Genomic DNA, 14,542 nt, shown 5'->3' with positions numbered 1-14,542 from the left:
GGACCATCGTGCGGCGCGCGCGCCGTAGGCCGGAAGAAGGCAGTTTGATGTCAGGTACGAACACGCGTGTGCCCTCCATCCAGACGTACGAGCTTCCGCGGCCGGTGCCCCTGGAAGAGCTGGAGGCGTGCCCGGTCGGCGACGTGTTCCGGCGCATGGGCGACCGCTGGAGCCTCCTGCTGGTGGCGCTGCTGGGGAAGGGGCCGCAGCGCTACAACCAGTTGCACCGCGCGGTCGAGGGCATCAGCCAGCGCATGCTGACCCGGACGCTGCGCAACCTGGAGGTGGACGGGCTGGTGCGCAGGGAGGTGTTCCCCACGGTGCCGCCCAGTGTCGAGTACAGCCTGACCCCACTGGGCCGGACGCTGCTCGAACCGCTGTCCGCGCTGGCCGACTGGGCGATCCGGCACGAGCCGGAAATCAACGAGTCACGGGCGAAGCACCGGAATCATTCCCCGATGCGGGGTTTCTGATGATCTTTGGAAGGTGATCTTCTTTGGCGTGAAAACGACCTTGGTGCTGCTCCTGGCAGCGGGGCTTGTCGGGGCGAATCCCGGTCATGGGGTGAATGCCCGGCAAGGGGTGAATCCCGGTCAAAGGGCAGCGGCGCCGACCGCGAGTTGCGGGTTCGGTGCGCGGCACCCGACCCTGGCTCCAGGTGAGACGTTCGCGCTCGACTTCAGCTTCCGCAACCCCGGCGGCGGCGACCCCGAGGCCACGTTCACCGCGGTGATGCTCGACAACGACTTCTACGGCGCCCGCCACGCCTATCTCACCAGAACCGTGGGCGGCGGCACCGGCGTCAACGTGAACGCGCACCTGACGGCCCCGTCCACGCCGCTCACGACGGACGACATCACGATCGAGATCACCTCGTCGCGGACCGGCTCCACCGTCCTGGCCTCCTGCACGATGACGCTCACCGTCAGCGGCGACACCGACCAGGACGGCATCCTCGACGCCTGGGAGACCTCGGGCGTGGACGCGAACGGCGACGGCGTCGCGGACCTCACGCTGGCCGGCGCCAACCCCCGCCGCAAGGACATCTACATGGAGCTGGACCACATGACCGGCCACGCTCTGCTGCCCGCCGCGCGGCAGGACGTCGTCGCCGCGTTCGCCGCCGCCCCGGTGCCGAACCCGGACGGCAGCACCGGCATCACCCTGCACATCGACCAGGACGAGCGACTCGCCCACGAGAACGACGTGACCACGTGGTCGGAGTTCGACACGATCAAGGCCGGCGCGTTCGGGACCGTCGCCCAGCGGGGCAGGCCGCAGACGCTCGACGCCAAACGCAAGGTCTACCACTATGTGCTCTTCGGGCACGAACGCGACGGCGACACCTCCTCAGGGCGGGCCGAGATCCACGGCAACGACGTGATCGTGACGCTCGGCGGCGCGCCCTGGGGGGTGGACGCCTCGGGCCACCACGTCGGCACCGTCAGGGAGCAAGCGGGCACGCTCATGCACGAGTTCGGCCACAACCTGGGCCTGCGCCACGGCGGCGCGGACGACATCAACTGCAAGCCGAACTACATCAGCGTCATGGGCTACGCCTTCCAGACCGTGCTGATCCCGCAGGTGACGGGACCGAACCGGCTGGACTACTCCCGCCGCGTGCTGACCGGGCTCAACGAGGGCGCGCTGGTGGAGTCGGCGGGCGTCGGTGACGGCGGCACGGACTTCACGTTCTGGAGCGCGGACGGCGGGGCGGGCGGCCTGAGCAGCGCGCGGGCCAACGGCGCGCTCGACTGGAACGAGAACGGCGCCACGGACGCCGGGACGGTCCCGGTGGACGTCAACAACCTGGGTTTCACCGGCTGCCGCGCCAGCGCGGGCGAGACGCTGACCGGGCACGACGACTGGGCGAACCTCGACTTCAACTTCCGCGACGACCCCGACTACGCCGACGGCGCCCACTCCCCGACCCCGCCGGAGATCTCCGGTGAGGCCGCGGTGGAGATCCGTGACCGGGTCGAGCGGGCTCTGGCTCCGAAGGCCGAGGCAGGGGGACCGTACACAGGAGTGGAGGGCGGGCCGATCACGTTCGCCGGCAGCGGGACGGGGACCAGCGCGCTCACCTACACCTGGGACTTCGGCGACGGCACGACGGGCACGGGCGCGCGGGCGGCGCACGTCTACGGCGACGACGGCACGTTCACGGCCACGCTGACCGTCACCGACCAGGGCGGGCGCACGGGCCGGGACACGGCGACGGTGACGGTGGCCAACGCGGCGCCGACCGCGGCGATCGAGGGGCCGGCCTCGGCGATCGCGGGGCCGGACACGCGCGTGGCCCGCGCGGGCGCCGCGGTGGAGTGGGCGGCGCGCAGCACCGATCCGGGCAGCGACGACCTGACCGTGACCTGGACGTGGGGCGACGGGGAGAGCACGAGCACCGCGTACCTGATCGACCCGCCGGGCGCCGACCCCGACCCCAGCCCCGACGTGCGGCCGCGCGACGTGCGCGACGTCGCCCGCCACACGTGGACCCGGCCCTGTGTGTACGGCGTGCGCGTGACGTCGGCCGACGACGACGGCGGTCAGGCGGCGGACACGGCGACCGTGGTCGTCACCGGGACGGGCGGCGGGCCGAGGCTGCTGGCGTTCTGGGCGCTGCGCTTCCGGCCGGGAGGCGGCGTGGCGGCGGGCTGCATGTTGCGCACGGTGGAGCACATGAGCAGGGTGTTCTCAGAAGTCGTGGACGTCTCGACCAGGGAGCGGGCGTACCGGGTGCTGACCCCGCGGGGCACGGACCCGCGCCGGCAGCTCGACGCCCAGTTGCTGACGGCCTGGCTGAACTTCGCCGAGGGCGACCCCGTCCTGGACGAACTCGTGGACGGCGACGGCGACCAGGTCCCTGAGACCACGTTCGCCGCGGCCATGGCCAGGGCGGAGGCGTTGCGTCTCGACCCGGCCGCGACGCCCGCGGCCATCGCGTTCCAGGTCAGCGTGCTCAACGACGTCAACGTGGGCTGACCGCGCCGGCGTGCCCCCGCCCGCCGGCAAGGGCGGGGGCGACGTGACCGCTACTCGACGCGCACGATCTGCCAGCGCGGAGGGGTGCCGGTGGACATCGCGTCCGAGCAACTGCAGTTGCCGCAACCAGGGGTCATCGGGGTCTCCTCGCCTCATCGGGGAACGCAGGACGTACCCCTCTCAACCGGCCCCTACGCTGGCCCCGCGGCCAGACTTGCCAGTCATCCGGCCACGTATCCCCCGGCGAACTCCTCCGACGGCGGGGTGTTCGTGATCACGTCGATCAGGATGCCGTTGGGGTCGGCGACGATGAAGTGGCGCTGGCCGAAGTCCTCGGTCCTGATCTCCAGCTCGGGCTTCAGCCCCTCCCGGACCACCAGGCGCTCCCACTCGGCGTCCACGTCGTCCACCTCGATGTTGAGCAGGACACCCTGCGCGGGCCTGCGGTACGCGGCGGGCACCGTGGCGTGGTCATAGTCGAGCAGGGCCAGCTCATAGGCATCCCGGCGCAGGCTGACGTACCAGTCGGCCTCGAAGGTGACCTCGAAACCGAACAGGCGCACGTAGAAGTCGCGCGACTCGGCCAGCCGGGAGCTGCCGATGACGGGGTAGAAGCTGCTGACGTTCATGAGGGTTCCTTTCACATACCGCTAGTATGTCAGGTAGGCTAGCTCGCATACCATCGGTATGTCAAATTGGAGGCCGACATGACCACCCGGGCCGAGCAACGCGAGCAGACCCGCGCGACGCTGCTGCGCGAGAGCAGGCGGCTGTTCGCCGACCACGGGTACGCGGCGGTCGGGCTGGCCGAGATCGTCGCCGCCGCCGGGGTGACCAAGGGCGCGCTGTACCACCACTTCGCCGGAAAGTCCGAGCTGTTCCAGGCCGTGCTCGAACAGGTGCAGCAGGAGGTGGCCGAGCGGGTCGTCGCGGCGGCCGACGCGCGAACCGAGCCCTGGGAGCAGTTGGTGGCCGGGTGTCAGGCTTTCCTGACGGCCAGCACCGACCCCCTGCTGCAGCGCATCATGCTGGTGGACGGCCCCGCCGTACTCGGGTGGGCGCAGTGGCGGCGGCTGGACAGGGACAACTCGGCACGCCACCTGGGCGAGGCGCTGACCGAACTGGTCGAGCTGGGCGTGATCGCGCGCCAGCCGGTCGAGCCGCTGACCCATCTGCTGTCCGGCGCGATGAACGAGGCGGCGCTGTGGCTGGCCGCGGCCGGCGGGCCGGGCGATCTGGCCGACACGCGGGCGGCGCTGGCCCGGTTGCTGGAATCGCTGCGCGCCCGGTGAGGCGTACCGGGGTGGGACATATCCAGATGCGGTCCGTGAGCCCGGCCTCGTAGCCTCGCTCTCATGAACGACCGCGCCTTCGTCCCCGGCGACTTCGCCGTTCCCGAGCACCTGGACACTCCGCGCTTCCGCCTGGAGCCACTCGGACCTCAGCACAACGCCGCCGACCACGCCGCGTGGACCGGCAGCATCGAGCACATCCGCGCGACCCCGGGCTTCCCCGACGGGAAGTGGCCGCCCCTGGACGGCATGAGCCTGGAGGCGAACCGCGCCGACCTGGAGCGGCACGCGAACGACTTCACCCGGCGGCGCGGGTTCACCTACACGGTGCTCGATCCGGCCGGCGAGGTGATCGGCTGCGTCTACATCTACCCCTCGACGAAGGACGGGCACGACGCCGAGGTGTCCTCCTGGGTCACGGCCGGCCGAGCCGACCTGGACGAACCGCTGCACGAGGCGGTGTCCGCCTGGCTGTCCACGCACTGGACCTTCACCACGCCCGACTATCGGGCGTAGCGCGCTAACGGCGCACGTGCAGGCGGACCACGGTGCCGCGGTCGTCCTCGCAGACCTCGCGGCGGATGCGGCCGACGATCTCGCGGTCCAGCTTGGTGGCGATCGCGCCGACGTCGGCCGAGGCGGGGCAGGCCAGGTGGACGTTGAGCCGCTCGGAGTCGCCGACGACGCGTACGGCCGCGCCGCTCAGGCCCTCGACGTCCTTCAGGCCCACGCACAACATCGCGGTGCCCGTCCCGGAACGCGCGCCCCGGCGACCCCAGCCCAGGCTGAGCAGGAACCAGCGCAGCGACACCAGCGCGAGCACGAGCAGGATCAGCGCCAGCAGCCAGAGCATCCACGGCTGCGTGGCGAGGGAGGCGGCGGCCTCGGGCGGCAGGACCTTCGCCCGCGGGGCCAGGCCGGGCAGCAGGTTCTGGCCGCGCAGGTAGGCGTAGGCGCCGGCGGCGAGCAGGATCGTGCCGACGACGGCCAGGCCGATCCGGTTGCCGGAGTACTGGCGCATCACAGCCCCCTGGTGCGCAGCCGTACCACGACCTCGCCCGCGCAGATCGCGCCGAGACCGGCCAGCCGGTCGCCCACCGCGCTGCCGACCTGCCTGAGCATCGTGCCCGAGCTCTCCGCGCCCGTGGTCACGGTCACCTCGATCGCGCGTTTGCGCAGCCGGACGCGGGCGCGGGCGACGCCGTCCACCTCCTGGGCGACGGCGCGCAGCGTGCGCCGCAGCCCGGCGCGGGTGATGCCGATGACGATCAGCGGATCGCCGGTCTCGACCGGCACCAGCCGGGAACGTCCTGGCAGGAACGCCAGCGTCAGCAGCCCCGCGCCGCCGATCACCGGCACGAGCGCCGCGAAGGAGATCTCCCACCACGTGGTACGGCCGGCCACCGCGATCACCCGATCCAGCGGAACCCACCCCAGCGGCGTCCCCATCAGCGCCGCGACCAGTTCGGCGGCCGTCAGCCCGAGCCCGGCGGTCAACGCCAGCGCGAGCGTCACCCCGGCGGGCGTGCGGGCGGGCTTGAGTGCCCGGGTGAACCTTTTGCGCGGAGTCTCCGGCTGGGCGAGGGAGGCTGCGCCCGGCAGCCGCTGCTGGAGCGTGGTCATCACATCGACCATGGGTACACGCCTCCCATAGCCGCCCGTCGCCCTCCCCGCCGCCGGTTTGCCGGATCATTACGGGACTTCCGAAGAATGCGAATCATGCTCATGTCCGGTTACGCTGCAGCCATGGACGACCGCCGGCGCTACGACCGCGCCACCGCCGCGCTCGAACCCCCGTTCGCGATCCTCGACCTGGCGGCCCTGCGCGCCAACGCCGCCGATCTGGTGCGGCGGGCCGCCGGCAAGCCCATCAGGGTGGCCAGCAAGTCGGTGCGATCGCGCGCGGTGCTCGAACGCGTCCTGGCGATGGACGGCTTCCAGGGCATCATGGCCTTCACCCTGCCCGAGGCGTTGTGGCTGGTGAGCAAGGGTTTCACGGACATCCTGGTGGCGTATCCGACCGTCGACAGGCAGGCGCTGGCCCGCCTGGCCGGCGACGCCGCGGCCGCCCGCGAGATCGTGCTGACCGTGGACTCCGTCGTCCATCTGGACCTCGTCGAGGACGCGGTGGCCGGGGTCGCCTCCCGGCACGAGATCCGCGTGTGCGTCGACATCGACGCCGCGTTCGTCGCCCTGAGCGGGAGGTTCCGGGCCGGGGCGCTGCGCTCCACGATCCGCGAGCCCGAGCAGGCCGCGGAACTGGCCGCCGCCGTCACCAAGCGCCCCGGGTTCCGGCTGAGCGGCCTGCTGGCCTACGAGGCCCAGATCGCGGGCGTGGGCGATGACCCGCCGGGAAACGCGGCCTACACCCGTCTGGTCCGCCTCATGCAGAACCGTTCGGCCCGCGAGCTGATCATCCGGCGGGGCCGTATCGTCAACGCCGTCCGCCGCTTCGCCGACCTCGACTTCGTCAACGGCGGCGGCACCGGCAGCGTCGAGCGCACGGTCAGGGAGAAGGCCATCACGGAGGTGGCGGCCGGGTCGGGGCTCTTCCATCCCCGGTTGTTCGACTTCTACCGGGGCTTCTCCGGCCGTCCCGCCGCGATGTTCGCCCTGCCGGTGGTCCGGCGCCCGGCCCCCGACATCGTGACGGTCCTGGGCGGCGGCTATCCCGCCTCGGGCGCGGCGGGGCCCAGCCGCCTGCCCCAGCCGTACCTTCCCGCGGGCCTGCGCTACGCCACCGACGAGGGCGCGGGCGAGGTCCAGACGCCGCTGCTCGGCCAGGCCGCCCAGGACCTGCGGGTCGGCGACCGCGTGTGGTTCCGGCACGCCAAGGCGGGCGAACTGTGCGAACGCTTCGACGCCCTGCACCTGGTCGACGGCGACGAACTCGTCGGCCAGGCGCCCACCTACCGCGGCGAGGGCCAGACCTTCCTCTGACGACTTGAGGGTTATCGTCGCGTTGACAGCGTATTTCGCGCCAAAGTATCAACTGAGTGTTCAACGATACTGTTGAAGGCATGGACATCAAGGACACAGCGCGCCCTCTGGACGGCGCGGGCATCTCCGCATTCCTCCGGTCCCTGCCCACCCGCCCCGCGCTGCTCGGCCTCGGCGAACCCACCCACCGCGTGGAGGAAGGGGCGCAGGTGCGCAACGAGATGTTCCGGCACCTGGTCGAGCACGAGGGCTACCGCTCGATCGCGCTCGAAAGCGACTGCCTGAGGGGCCTGGTCGTGGACGACTACGTCACCAAGGGCGTCGGCACCCTCGACGAGGTCATGGAGCGCGGCTTCAGCCACGGCTTCGGCGCCTTCCCGGCCAACCGGGAACTCGTGCGGTGGATGCGGGCGTACAACGAGGAGAACGCGGAGAAGATCCGGTTCTTCGGGTTCGACGGGCCGCTGGAGTACTGGGCGGAGAGCCCGCGCCAGGCGCTCACCGCCCTGTACGACCTGCTGGAGGAGCCGCTCCCCTGCACCCGGCAGACCCTCGGCACGCTGCTCGGCCAGGACGAGCCGTGGTCGAACGAGGCGTCGGCCATGGATCCGGCGCAGTCCATCGGCCGGTCCGAGGAGGCCCAGCGGCTGCGGCTGATCGCCGACGACCTGGTGGCGGTGCTCGACACGCAGGCGCCGCGGCTGAGCCGGGAGGACAGGGATCGGGCGAGGTTGTACGCGCGGACCGCCGTCGGCCTGCTTCGCTACCACTACTGGCTGGCCGACGCCTCCCCGATGCGGTGGACCAGGCTGTCGAGCCTGCGCGACGCGATGATGGCCGCCAACCTGCGCGCCATCGCCGAGCGCGGCCCGTGCCTGGTCTTCGCCCACAACCTCCATCTGCAGCGCAACCGGGCGAGCATGAGCTTCGGCGACCAGACGCTGGAGTGGTACAGCGCGGGGGCGGTCGCCGAGGCGTACCTGGGTGACCGGTACGCCTTCCTGGCCATCGCGCTCGGCACGATCGGCGAGGCCGTACCGTCGCCGGACACCGTCGAGGGCGCGCTGTCCGAACTGCCCTGGGACCATTCCCTGGTCGACGCCCGCCGCCTGGCCGGCGCCCTCGCCGAGCCGGCGCGGCGGGTCGCCCACGACCACGCGTACATCCCGCTGGACCCCGACCACCTCGGCCTGATCGACGGCATCGTCTTCCTCAGGAAAACCGCGCACCGCACCGGTGTCGAGAACTGGTAACCGGCTCCGCTCTCCAGGTGAAGGGGGGCCGCGACCGGCGCGGCCCCGCGACACCGGGAGACCACCGTGCAGCAGCAGAAGATCGACGAGATCCTGAACCGCCCGCTCAGCCAGGAGCTTCTGGCCCGCGACGTGACCCGCCTGGCCTACGTCGCCGAGGACGGCACGCCGCGCGTGCTGCCGATCTCGTTCACCTGGAACGGCTCGAAGGTGGTCATGTGCACGACGAAGATCTCCGAGAAGCTCAGGCACCTGCGCGCCAACCCGGTGGTCGCCCTGACCATCGACACCGAGGTGCACCCGCCCAAGATCCTGTTCATCCGGGGCCGGGCCGAGTTGGACGTCGTGGACGGCATCCCGGAGGAGTTTCTCCAGACGAACGGCACCTACCAGATGACGCCCGAGCAGCGGGTCGAGTGGGAGGCCGAGGTCCGCTCGCTCTACGACGGCATGGTCCGCATCGTCGTCACCCCGACCTGGGCGAAGCTGATCGACTTCGAGACGACCCTGCCGAGCGCGGTCGAGGAGCTGATCCGCCGGCGTGGCTGAACCGCGCCGTCAAGCGGCGAGCCCGGCGGCCGCGACGTTCTCGCGCAGGTGCGCGATCGACGACGTGCCGGGGATGAGCAGGATGTTCGGCGAGCGCCGCAGCAGCCAGGCCAGCGCCGACGGCTGGACCGGCGTGGACCCGCCGAGGGGAAAGAAGGGCACGTAGGCGATGCCGTCGAGGGCGAGCCGGTCGATGAGCTCGTCGTCGTGCCGGTGCGCCAGGTTGTACATGTTCTGCACGCACACGATCGGCGCGATGCTCCGGGCCTCGGCGATCTGCTCCGCAGTGGCGTTACTGACCCCGAGCTGCCTGATCAGCCCCTCCCGCTGAAGCCCGGCCAGCGTCTCGAACGCCTCGGCGACCGAGCCCGGCTTGGGACCTTCGGCGTCCCCGAGCCGCAGGTTGACCAGGCCGAGAGCGTCGAGCCCGAGGGCCCTGAGGTTGTCATGGACCTGCCGCCGCAGATCCTCCGGGCGCCTCGCCGTCGGCCAGCCGCCCCGCTCGTCGCGCGTCGCGCCCACCTTGGTCGCGACGAGCAGCCCGTCCGGATAGGGGTGCAGGGCCGCACGGATCAGCTCGTTGGTGACGCGCGGTCCGTAGGCGTCGCTGGTGTCGATGTGGGTGATGCCGAGGTCAACCGCCGCACGCAGTACGGCCAGCGCGCCGTCCCTGTCGGCAGGCGGCCCCATCACCCCCGGTCCGGCCAGTCGCATGGCCCCGTACCCGAACCGGGTGACGGACAGGTCGCCCAGTTTCCAGGTGCCGCCGGGAAGAGTGCTCATCGGGTTTCCTTTCGTCGTATCCCTGCAGCAGCATGGGAGAGAAACTTCCTGCCAGGAAGTAGGCACTCGAAAGTGCGTAACCCACCCACGGGTGAGAGGTGCGGATCGGTGACGACGATGAAGGCGGCCCAGAAGCGGGCCCAGGCCAAGGTGGAGTACAACGCGTTCCTGGCGGGCTGCCCGAGCCGGGCACTGCTCGACCGCATCTCGGACAAGTGGGTCGTCCTGGTGCTGTGCGCGCTGGGCGGCGACAGCCGGCCCGGCGCGGGGCCCGCGGCGATGCGCTACTCGGAGCTCTCCCGCGTGCTGGCCGGGGTCAGCCAGAAGATGCTGACCCAGACGCTCCGCTCCCTGGAACGCGACGGCCTGCTCACCCGCACCGCCACCCCGACCGTCCCGGTCACCGTCACCTACGAACTGACCGCCCTCGGCCTGTCCCTCCACCACCTGACCCGCGGCCTGAGAACTTGGGCACAGACCCACATGGACGAGGTCCTCGCCAACCGCGAACCCTCCGCCGGCGGCGGTGGCGGTACAGTTCGAACATGATCAGCGCAGGAGGCGCCCGGCTCGGAAGACAAGCCGCGGATCGCCTGGTCCATCTGGACTGCTGCGTGATCGAGGATGGCCTGACCGACGCGGAGTTCGCTCGCATCGAGCACGAATACGGCTTCGAGTTCGCCGACGACCACCGAGCCTTCCTCGCCGCCGGACTACCGGTCAACCAGCCTCGGGTCGAGGAACCGAACACCACCTACACGTGGGAAAGACCTTGGCCCGACTGCCGCAACGGTGACCCCGCCGAGCTCCGCTACCAGGTCGAGTGGCCGATCGACTTCCTGCTCGAGGACGTCGGGCGCGGGCACTGGGATTTCGCCTGGGGTGAGCGGCCGGATTCCGGCGAGGCCGCGGTGGAGCTGGCACGGTCGCAGCTCGCCGGGGTGCCAAGGATGGTTCCGGTCTACGCGCACCGGTTCCTGCCCGCGGGGCACGGCACGTTCGGCCACCCGGTGCTGTCGATGTGGGGCAGGGACATCATCTACTACTTGGCCGACCTGCTCGAATACATCACCCGGCAATTCGAGGTGCCCCGGCCTGAACTTCCAGAAGACTGGGCGCCCCAGGCCACCGTCCCGTTCTGGCGCGACTACCTCTGAGCGCCCAGCGATCCCTGGTGCGTCAGCGTCCAGGACATCGTCCTCAAGTCGCCACCACTCATCGTGGATTGGGCCCATTCGCGCTGAGATCGCAACTAGGTATGGCGGCGTGCGCTCCGGGTCGCTTGGTGAGCCGGGCCAAGGTCTCCTTGGTCGGGCGACACTATTGCTTCAGGTGACTGGGCTGGCGGCCAAGGGCTCGCCAGGGGCGTCGCTGTCGGGTGCGGTGGCCGGTTCGGCCCACACGACGCGGTGACCGCGCCCGGTGCGCTCAGTGCCACAACGGTCCGACAGACACGCCACGCCCGTAGCCACCTCGCCAGGGCAGTCCCAACCCCGGCGCAACAGCAGGACCTCGGCCGCGTGGGGAGCGCGAGGGTTCTCCCGCGCCCGGGGTGTGGGGCAGAGCCCCACTGTCACAGCCCGACGCCCCGAGGGGAGGAGCTTGCCTGTGTCAGCGGCGGCGGCGGCGCCACAGCATGATGGCGGCCCCCACCACCAGTACGGCTCCTACCCCGATCAGCACCGGCGCCAAGCTAGGCGGCTCGTCGTCCCACAGGTGGTCCGGGTCGTCCTCGATGCGCACCGGCCGGGCCGTGAAGCCGAGGGCGTCGCCTACGGACGTGGCGACGTGCGCGGCCCGGCTTCGCACGTCGGCCACCGTGCGCTCGGCCACGCGTTTGGGGCTCACCCGGTCGGCGATGGCGTCGACCGTACGCGCGAGCTCCGTGCGCGTTTGCGCGATCCGCCGCTCCATCTCGTCCGGGTCGGTGTCAGCCATGGCTCTCCTCTCGCAGGCGATCAGTCTGTCAGGTCAGGTCACCGTACGGCACGCCGGGCAGGCCGGTAGGTTCTGGGTCATGACCGAAACCAAGCTGGTAGCTGGTGACGCCGCGCCGGAGTTCGCCCTTCCCGCCGCCGACGGCAGCACCGTCTCGCTCGACTCGCTGCGCGGCAAGCGGGTGATCCTTTATTTCTACCCTGCCGCGATGACGCCGGGCTGCACGAAGCAGGCGTGCGATTTCCGCGACAATCTGGGGCAGTTGACCGCGGAGGGCTTCGTGGTGCTCGGCGTGTCCAAGGACAAGCCCGACAAGCTGGTCAAGTTCACGGAGCGGGACGCGCTGACGTTCCCGCTGCTGTCCGACCCTGAGCTCGCGGTGCACAAGGCGTACGGCGCGTACGGCGCCAAGAAGCTGTACGGCAAGGAGGTCGTAGGCGTGATCCGTTCCACCTTCGTGATCGACGCCGACGGCAAGATCGAGCAGGCGCTCTACAACGTGAAGGCCACCGGCCACGTGGCGAGTCTGAAGAAGAAGCTGGGCCTGGACTGAGGCGGCGAAAACCCGTGCTCCAGGCTGCCCCGGGGCAGCTAGACTACGGGAGTTCCGCTACTGCAGCCGGGACGCGGGCGTGGCGAAATTGGCATACGCGGCAGGTTTAGGTCCTGTTGGTGGAGACACTGTGGGGGTTCGAGTCCCCCCGCCCGCACACGCCGCCACGGACAAAGATCGGGCCGGGTGGCGCTTCCTCTTCGCCACCCGGCCCGACGTCGTGATCATGATCGACCATCACGATCTCCCTTTACCCGCCTCTGAAAGGCGCTCCCAGGAAGAATCTTGCCGGAAGGCCGGTAAGGCGGGTGTTAAGAGCCGTTCATGTCAGACCTGGGTCGTACGGCGTGTTCCACCTCCAGGCGGATCGAGCGCCCGCGGGTGGTACGTATCGTGATGATGTGTTCGGCAGGGTTCGTTCGTGGACGCAGCGCCACGACAAGCTGGTCGATGCCCTGTGGGTGTCGCCTCTCATCGGCCTGTGCGTATTGATGGCGGTGCCGTACGGCAACATCAGGCCGGAGGATCCGGGCGCCTACATCTCGGTGGGCGGCTATCTGGGGCTGTCGGGGATCCTGCTGTTGCCGCTGCTCTGGCGCAGTTCGCGGCCGGTTCCGGCGTTCGCGGTGATCGCGGCGATCAGCTTCGTCCAGTGGCTGCTGAAGCTGGATCCGATCCCGGCCAACCTCGCGGTGCTGGTGGCGCTGTTCTCGGTGGCCTACCGGGCGCGCCTGCTGTGGGCGGTCCTGGCGGTGCTGGTGGCCGAGCTGGGGATCTTCCTGTCGCTGGTGCACTGGGACAATCCGTCGCTGGGGATGTTCACCACCGGGACCATCTTCGTGGCGGCGATCTGGCTCACCGGCCTGTACGCCAACACCCGGCGGCGCTACCTGGAAAGCCTGGAGGAGCGGGCCGAGCGGGCCGAGCGTGAGCGTGACCAGCAGGCGCGGATCGCCGCGGCGGCCGAACGGGCGCGGATCGCGCGGGAACTGCACGACGTCGTGGCGCACAACGTGAGCGTCATGGTGGTCCAGGCGGACGGCGCCGGGTTCGCGATCGACGGCGATCCGGAGCAGGCGCGGCTGGCCGTGCGGAACATCTCCAGGACCGGGCGCGAGGCGCTCGCGGAGATGCGCAGGCTGGTGGGGGTGCTGCGGCAGGACGACACTCCGGGCACCGACTACCTGCCCCAGCCCGGTCTCGGCCAGCTTGAGGAGCTGGTCAGGGGCGCGGGCGTACCGGCTGAGCTGCAGGTGTCCGGCGCGCCCGGCGAGCTGCCCGAGGGGCAGCAACTCGCCGTCTACCGGATCATCCAGGAGGCGCTCACGAACGCGCTCAAACACGGCGGTCCCGCCGCGCGGGCGCAGGTCGAGCTGACGTACGGCAGCGCCGAACTCGTCGTCAAGGTCACCGACGACGGCAGGGGCGCCGCGGCCCCCACGAGCACCGGCGGCCACGGCCTGGTCGGCATGCGCGAGCGCGTCTCCATGTACGGCGGCGCCGTCACGGCCGCACCCAGGCCGGGCGGCGGCTTCGAGGTCCTGGCCCGGCTCCCGATCCCGAAGCAGAGGGCGGCCTAGACCATGATCCGCGTGATGCTGGTGGACGACCAGCAGTTGCTGCGCACGGGCTTCAGGATGGTGCTGTCGGCCCAGCCGGACATCGAGGTGGTGGCCGAGGCGGCCAACGGCGCGCAGGCGCTGGAGATCCTGGAGCACACGGAGGTGGACGTGGTGCTCATGGACGTACGCATGCCGACCATGGACGGCGTCGAGGCGACGGCCAGGATCGACGGCCCGAAGGTGCTGATGCTGACCACGTTCGACCTGGACGAGTACGCGTTCGCGGCGCTGAAGGCGGGCGCGGCGGGGTTCCTGCTGAAGGACGTGCCGCCGGCGGACCTGGTGACCGCCATCCGGCAGGTGTACGCGGGCGACGCGGCGATGGCGCCGAGCACGTTGCGGCGCGTGCTGGACCGCTTCGCCGCGCACCTGCCCTCGGGCGAGGCGGCGGCGGTGAAGGAGCTGACGCCACGCGAGCACGAGGTGCTGCTGATGGTGGGCCGTGGACTGTCGAACCTGGAGATCGCCGCCCGCCTGGACGTGGCGGAGGCCACGGTGAAGACGCATCTCGGGCGCATTCTGGCGAAACTGGGGCTGCGGGACCGCGCCCAGGTGGTCGTGTACGCCTACGAGGCGGGCCTGATCGTGCCCTCGAATCGGCCGAAAGGCTGAGGCCGGTCATCTCAGGGG

General features: G+C 70.8%; 17 protein-coding genes and 1 tRNA gene. 13 read left to right on the top strand and 5 right to left on the bottom strand.

All coding sequences use genetic code 11. The features are described 5' to 3' along the window. The first annotated feature begins 68 nt into the window (after positions 1-68). The gene (locus ACIBEJ_RS44940; protein ID WP_397189106.1) at positions 69-473 is read left to right on the top strand and encodes a winged helix-turn-helix transcriptional regulator; all 405 of its coding nucleotides are present in this window, start codon (positions 69-71) and stop codon (positions 471-473) included. Positions 474-582: 109 nt separating this feature from the next. Next, a complete protein-coding gene (locus ACIBEJ_RS44935) occupies positions 583-2,982 on the top strand; it encodes a PKD domain-containing protein (protein ID WP_397189105.1) in 2,400 nt (799 codons plus the stop codon). A 221-nt stretch (positions 2,983-3,203) separates the two neighbouring features. On the opposite strand, the gene ACIBEJ_RS44930 is transcribed toward ACIBEJ_RS44935, so the two are convergent. Next, on the bottom strand, positions 3,204-3,611 hold the full coding sequence (locus ACIBEJ_RS44930; protein WP_397189104.1) for a VOC family protein: 408 nt from the start codon (positions 3,609-3,611) through the stop codon (positions 3,204-3,206). Positions 3,612-3,689: 78 nt separating this feature from the next. Here ACIBEJ_RS44930 and ACIBEJ_RS44925 point away from each other — a divergent pair, with 78 nt between their 5' ends. Both ACIBEJ_RS44925 and ACIBEJ_RS44920 read left to right on the top strand, forming a co-directional pair. Further along, positions 3,690-4,274, top strand: a complete 585-nt coding sequence (locus ACIBEJ_RS44925) for a TetR family transcriptional regulator (protein ID WP_397189103.1) — start codon at positions 3,690-3,692, stop codon at positions 4,272-4,274. A gap of 63 nt (positions 4,275-4,337) precedes the next feature. Further along, the gene (locus ACIBEJ_RS44920) at positions 4,338-4,790 is read left to right on the top strand and encodes a GNAT family N-acetyltransferase (protein WP_397189102.1); all 453 of its coding nucleotides are present in this window, start codon (positions 4,338-4,340) and stop codon (positions 4,788-4,790) included. Between the two features lie 4 nt (positions 4,791-4,794). Here the strand turns inward: ACIBEJ_RS44920 and ACIBEJ_RS44915 are convergent, their stop codons facing one another. Further along, positions 4,795-5,295, bottom strand: a complete 501-nt coding sequence (locus tag ACIBEJ_RS44915) for a hypothetical protein (RefSeq protein ID WP_397189101.1) — start codon at positions 5,293-5,295, stop codon at positions 4,795-4,797. Continuing rightward, on the bottom strand, positions 5,295-5,897 hold the full coding sequence (locus ACIBEJ_RS44910) for a DUF6286 domain-containing protein (protein WP_397189100.1): 603 nt from the start codon (positions 5,895-5,897) through the stop codon (positions 5,295-5,297). The genes ACIBEJ_RS44915 and ACIBEJ_RS44910 overlap by 1 nt, the downstream gene beginning before the upstream one ends. Before the next feature lie 123 nt (positions 5,898-6,020). Here ACIBEJ_RS44910 and ACIBEJ_RS44905 point away from each other — a divergent pair, with 123 nt between their 5' ends. The 3 genes from ACIBEJ_RS44905 to ACIBEJ_RS44895 all read left to right on the top strand — a co-directional run bounded on the left by ACIBEJ_RS44905 (position 6,021) and on the right by ACIBEJ_RS44895 (position 9,016). Then, entirely contained in the window at positions 6,021-7,214 is a 1,194-nt protein-coding gene (locus ACIBEJ_RS44905) for an amino acid deaminase/aldolase (protein ID WP_397189099.1), read from the top strand. A gap of 80 nt (positions 7,215-7,294) precedes the next feature. Next, a complete protein-coding gene (locus ACIBEJ_RS44900) occupies positions 7,295-8,467 on the top strand; it encodes an erythromycin esterase family protein (RefSeq protein WP_397189098.1) in 1,173 nt (390 codons plus the stop codon). 66 nt (positions 8,468-8,533) lie between these two features. Beyond that, complete coding sequence (locus ACIBEJ_RS44895; RefSeq protein ID WP_397189097.1) at positions 8,534-9,016, top strand: pyridoxamine 5'-phosphate oxidase family protein; 483 nt, start codon at positions 8,534-8,536, stop codon at positions 9,014-9,016. Between the two features lie 9 nt (positions 9,017-9,025). Here ACIBEJ_RS44895 and ACIBEJ_RS44890 read toward each other — a convergent pair whose 3' ends face one another. Further along, complete coding sequence (locus ACIBEJ_RS44890; RefSeq protein WP_397189096.1) at positions 9,026-9,799, bottom strand: oxidoreductase; 774 nt, start codon at positions 9,797-9,799, stop codon at positions 9,026-9,028. Between the two features lie 108 nt (positions 9,800-9,907). Between ACIBEJ_RS44890 and ACIBEJ_RS44885 the strand changes: the two genes are divergently transcribed. Further along, complete coding sequence (locus ACIBEJ_RS44885) at positions 9,908-10,348, top strand: winged helix-turn-helix transcriptional regulator (RefSeq protein ID WP_397189095.1); 441 nt, start codon at positions 9,908-9,910, stop codon at positions 10,346-10,348. Next, complete coding sequence (locus ACIBEJ_RS44880; RefSeq protein WP_397189094.1) at positions 10,345-10,956, top strand: hypothetical protein; 612 nt, start codon at positions 10,345-10,347, stop codon at positions 10,954-10,956. The genes ACIBEJ_RS44885 and ACIBEJ_RS44880 overlap by 4 nt, the downstream gene beginning before the upstream one ends. Before the next feature lie 454 nt (positions 10,957-11,410). On the opposite strand, the gene ACIBEJ_RS44875 is transcribed toward ACIBEJ_RS44880, so the two are convergent. Then, positions 11,411-11,737: a DUF3618 domain-containing protein gene (locus ACIBEJ_RS44875; RefSeq protein ID WP_397189093.1), complete on the bottom strand. Its 327-nt coding sequence runs from the start codon at positions 11,735-11,737 to the stop codon at positions 11,411-11,413. Positions 11,738-11,816: 79 nt separating this feature from the next. Between ACIBEJ_RS44875 and bcp the strand changes: the two genes are divergently transcribed. From bcp to ACIBEJ_RS44855, 4 genes are all read left to right on the top strand, one after another. Beyond that, a complete protein-coding gene (gene bcp, locus ACIBEJ_RS44870) occupies positions 11,817-12,290 on the top strand; it encodes a thioredoxin-dependent thiol peroxidase (RefSeq protein ID WP_397189092.1) in 474 nt (157 codons plus the stop codon). Positions 12,291-12,363: 73 nt separating this feature from the next. After that, positions 12,364-12,447: transfer RNA gene (locus ACIBEJ_RS44865), tRNA-Leu, on the top strand. Positions 12,448-12,691: 244 nt separating this feature from the next. Further along, positions 12,692-13,870, top strand: a complete 1,179-nt coding sequence (locus ACIBEJ_RS44860; RefSeq protein ID WP_397189091.1) for a sensor histidine kinase — start codon at positions 12,692-12,694, stop codon at positions 13,868-13,870. A 3-nt stretch (positions 13,871-13,873) separates the two neighbouring features. Next, positions 13,874-14,524, top strand: a complete 651-nt coding sequence (locus ACIBEJ_RS44855) for a response regulator transcription factor (protein ID WP_397189090.1) — start codon at positions 13,874-13,876, stop codon at positions 14,522-14,524. Positions 14,525-14,542 lie beyond the last annotated feature (18 nt).

Source organism: Nonomuraea sp. NPDC050790 (assembly GCF_044456745.1).
Lineage (GTDB): Bacteria > Actinomycetota > Actinomycetes > Streptosporangiales > Streptosporangiaceae > Nonomuraea.
This window is presented reverse-complemented; position numbering and strand designations above follow the sequence as displayed.

Excerpts from the sequence above, each read along its gene's own strand:
- ACIBEJ_RS44930 (WP_397189104.1), bottom strand. The coding sequence starts at position 3,611 with ATGAACGTCAGCAGCTTCTACCCCGTCATCGGCAGCTCCCGGCTGGCC.
- ACIBEJ_RS44925 (WP_397189103.1), top strand. The coding sequence starts at position 3,690 with ATGACCACCCGGGCCGAGCAACGCGAGCAGACCCGCGCGACGCTGCTG.
- ACIBEJ_RS44920 (WP_397189102.1), top strand. The coding sequence starts at position 4,338 with ATGAACGACCGCGCCTTCGTCCCCGGCGACTTCGCCGTTCCCGAGCAC.
- ACIBEJ_RS44915 (WP_397189101.1), bottom strand. The coding sequence starts at position 5,295 with ATGCGCCAGTACTCCGGCAACCGGATCGGCCTGGCCGTCGTCGGCACG.
- ACIBEJ_RS44910 (WP_397189100.1), bottom strand. The coding sequence starts at position 5,897 with ATGACCACGCTCCAGCAGCGGCTGCCGGGCGCAGCCTCCCTCGCCCAG.
- ACIBEJ_RS44905 (WP_397189099.1), top strand. The coding sequence starts at position 6,021 with ATGGACGACCGCCGGCGCTACGACCGCGCCACCGCCGCGCTCGAACCC.
- ACIBEJ_RS44900 (WP_397189098.1), top strand. The coding sequence starts at position 7,295 with ATGGACATCAAGGACACAGCGCGCCCTCTGGACGGCGCGGGCATCTCC.
- ACIBEJ_RS44890 (WP_397189096.1), bottom strand. The coding sequence starts at position 9,799 with ATGAGCACTCTTCCCGGCGGCACCTGGAAACTGGGCGACCTGTCCGTC.
- ACIBEJ_RS44880 (WP_397189094.1), top strand. The coding sequence starts at position 10,345 with ATGATCAGCGCAGGAGGCGCCCGGCTCGGAAGACAAGCCGCGGATCGC.
- ACIBEJ_RS44875 (WP_397189093.1), bottom strand. The coding sequence starts at position 11,737 with ATGGCTGACACCGACCCGGACGAGATGGAGCGGCGGATCGCGCAAACG.
- bcp (WP_397189092.1), top strand. The coding sequence starts at position 11,817 with ATGACCGAAACCAAGCTGGTAGCTGGTGACGCCGCGCCGGAGTTCGCC.
- ACIBEJ_RS44855 (WP_397189090.1), top strand. The coding sequence starts at position 13,874 with ATGATCCGCGTGATGCTGGTGGACGACCAGCAGTTGCTGCGCACGGGC.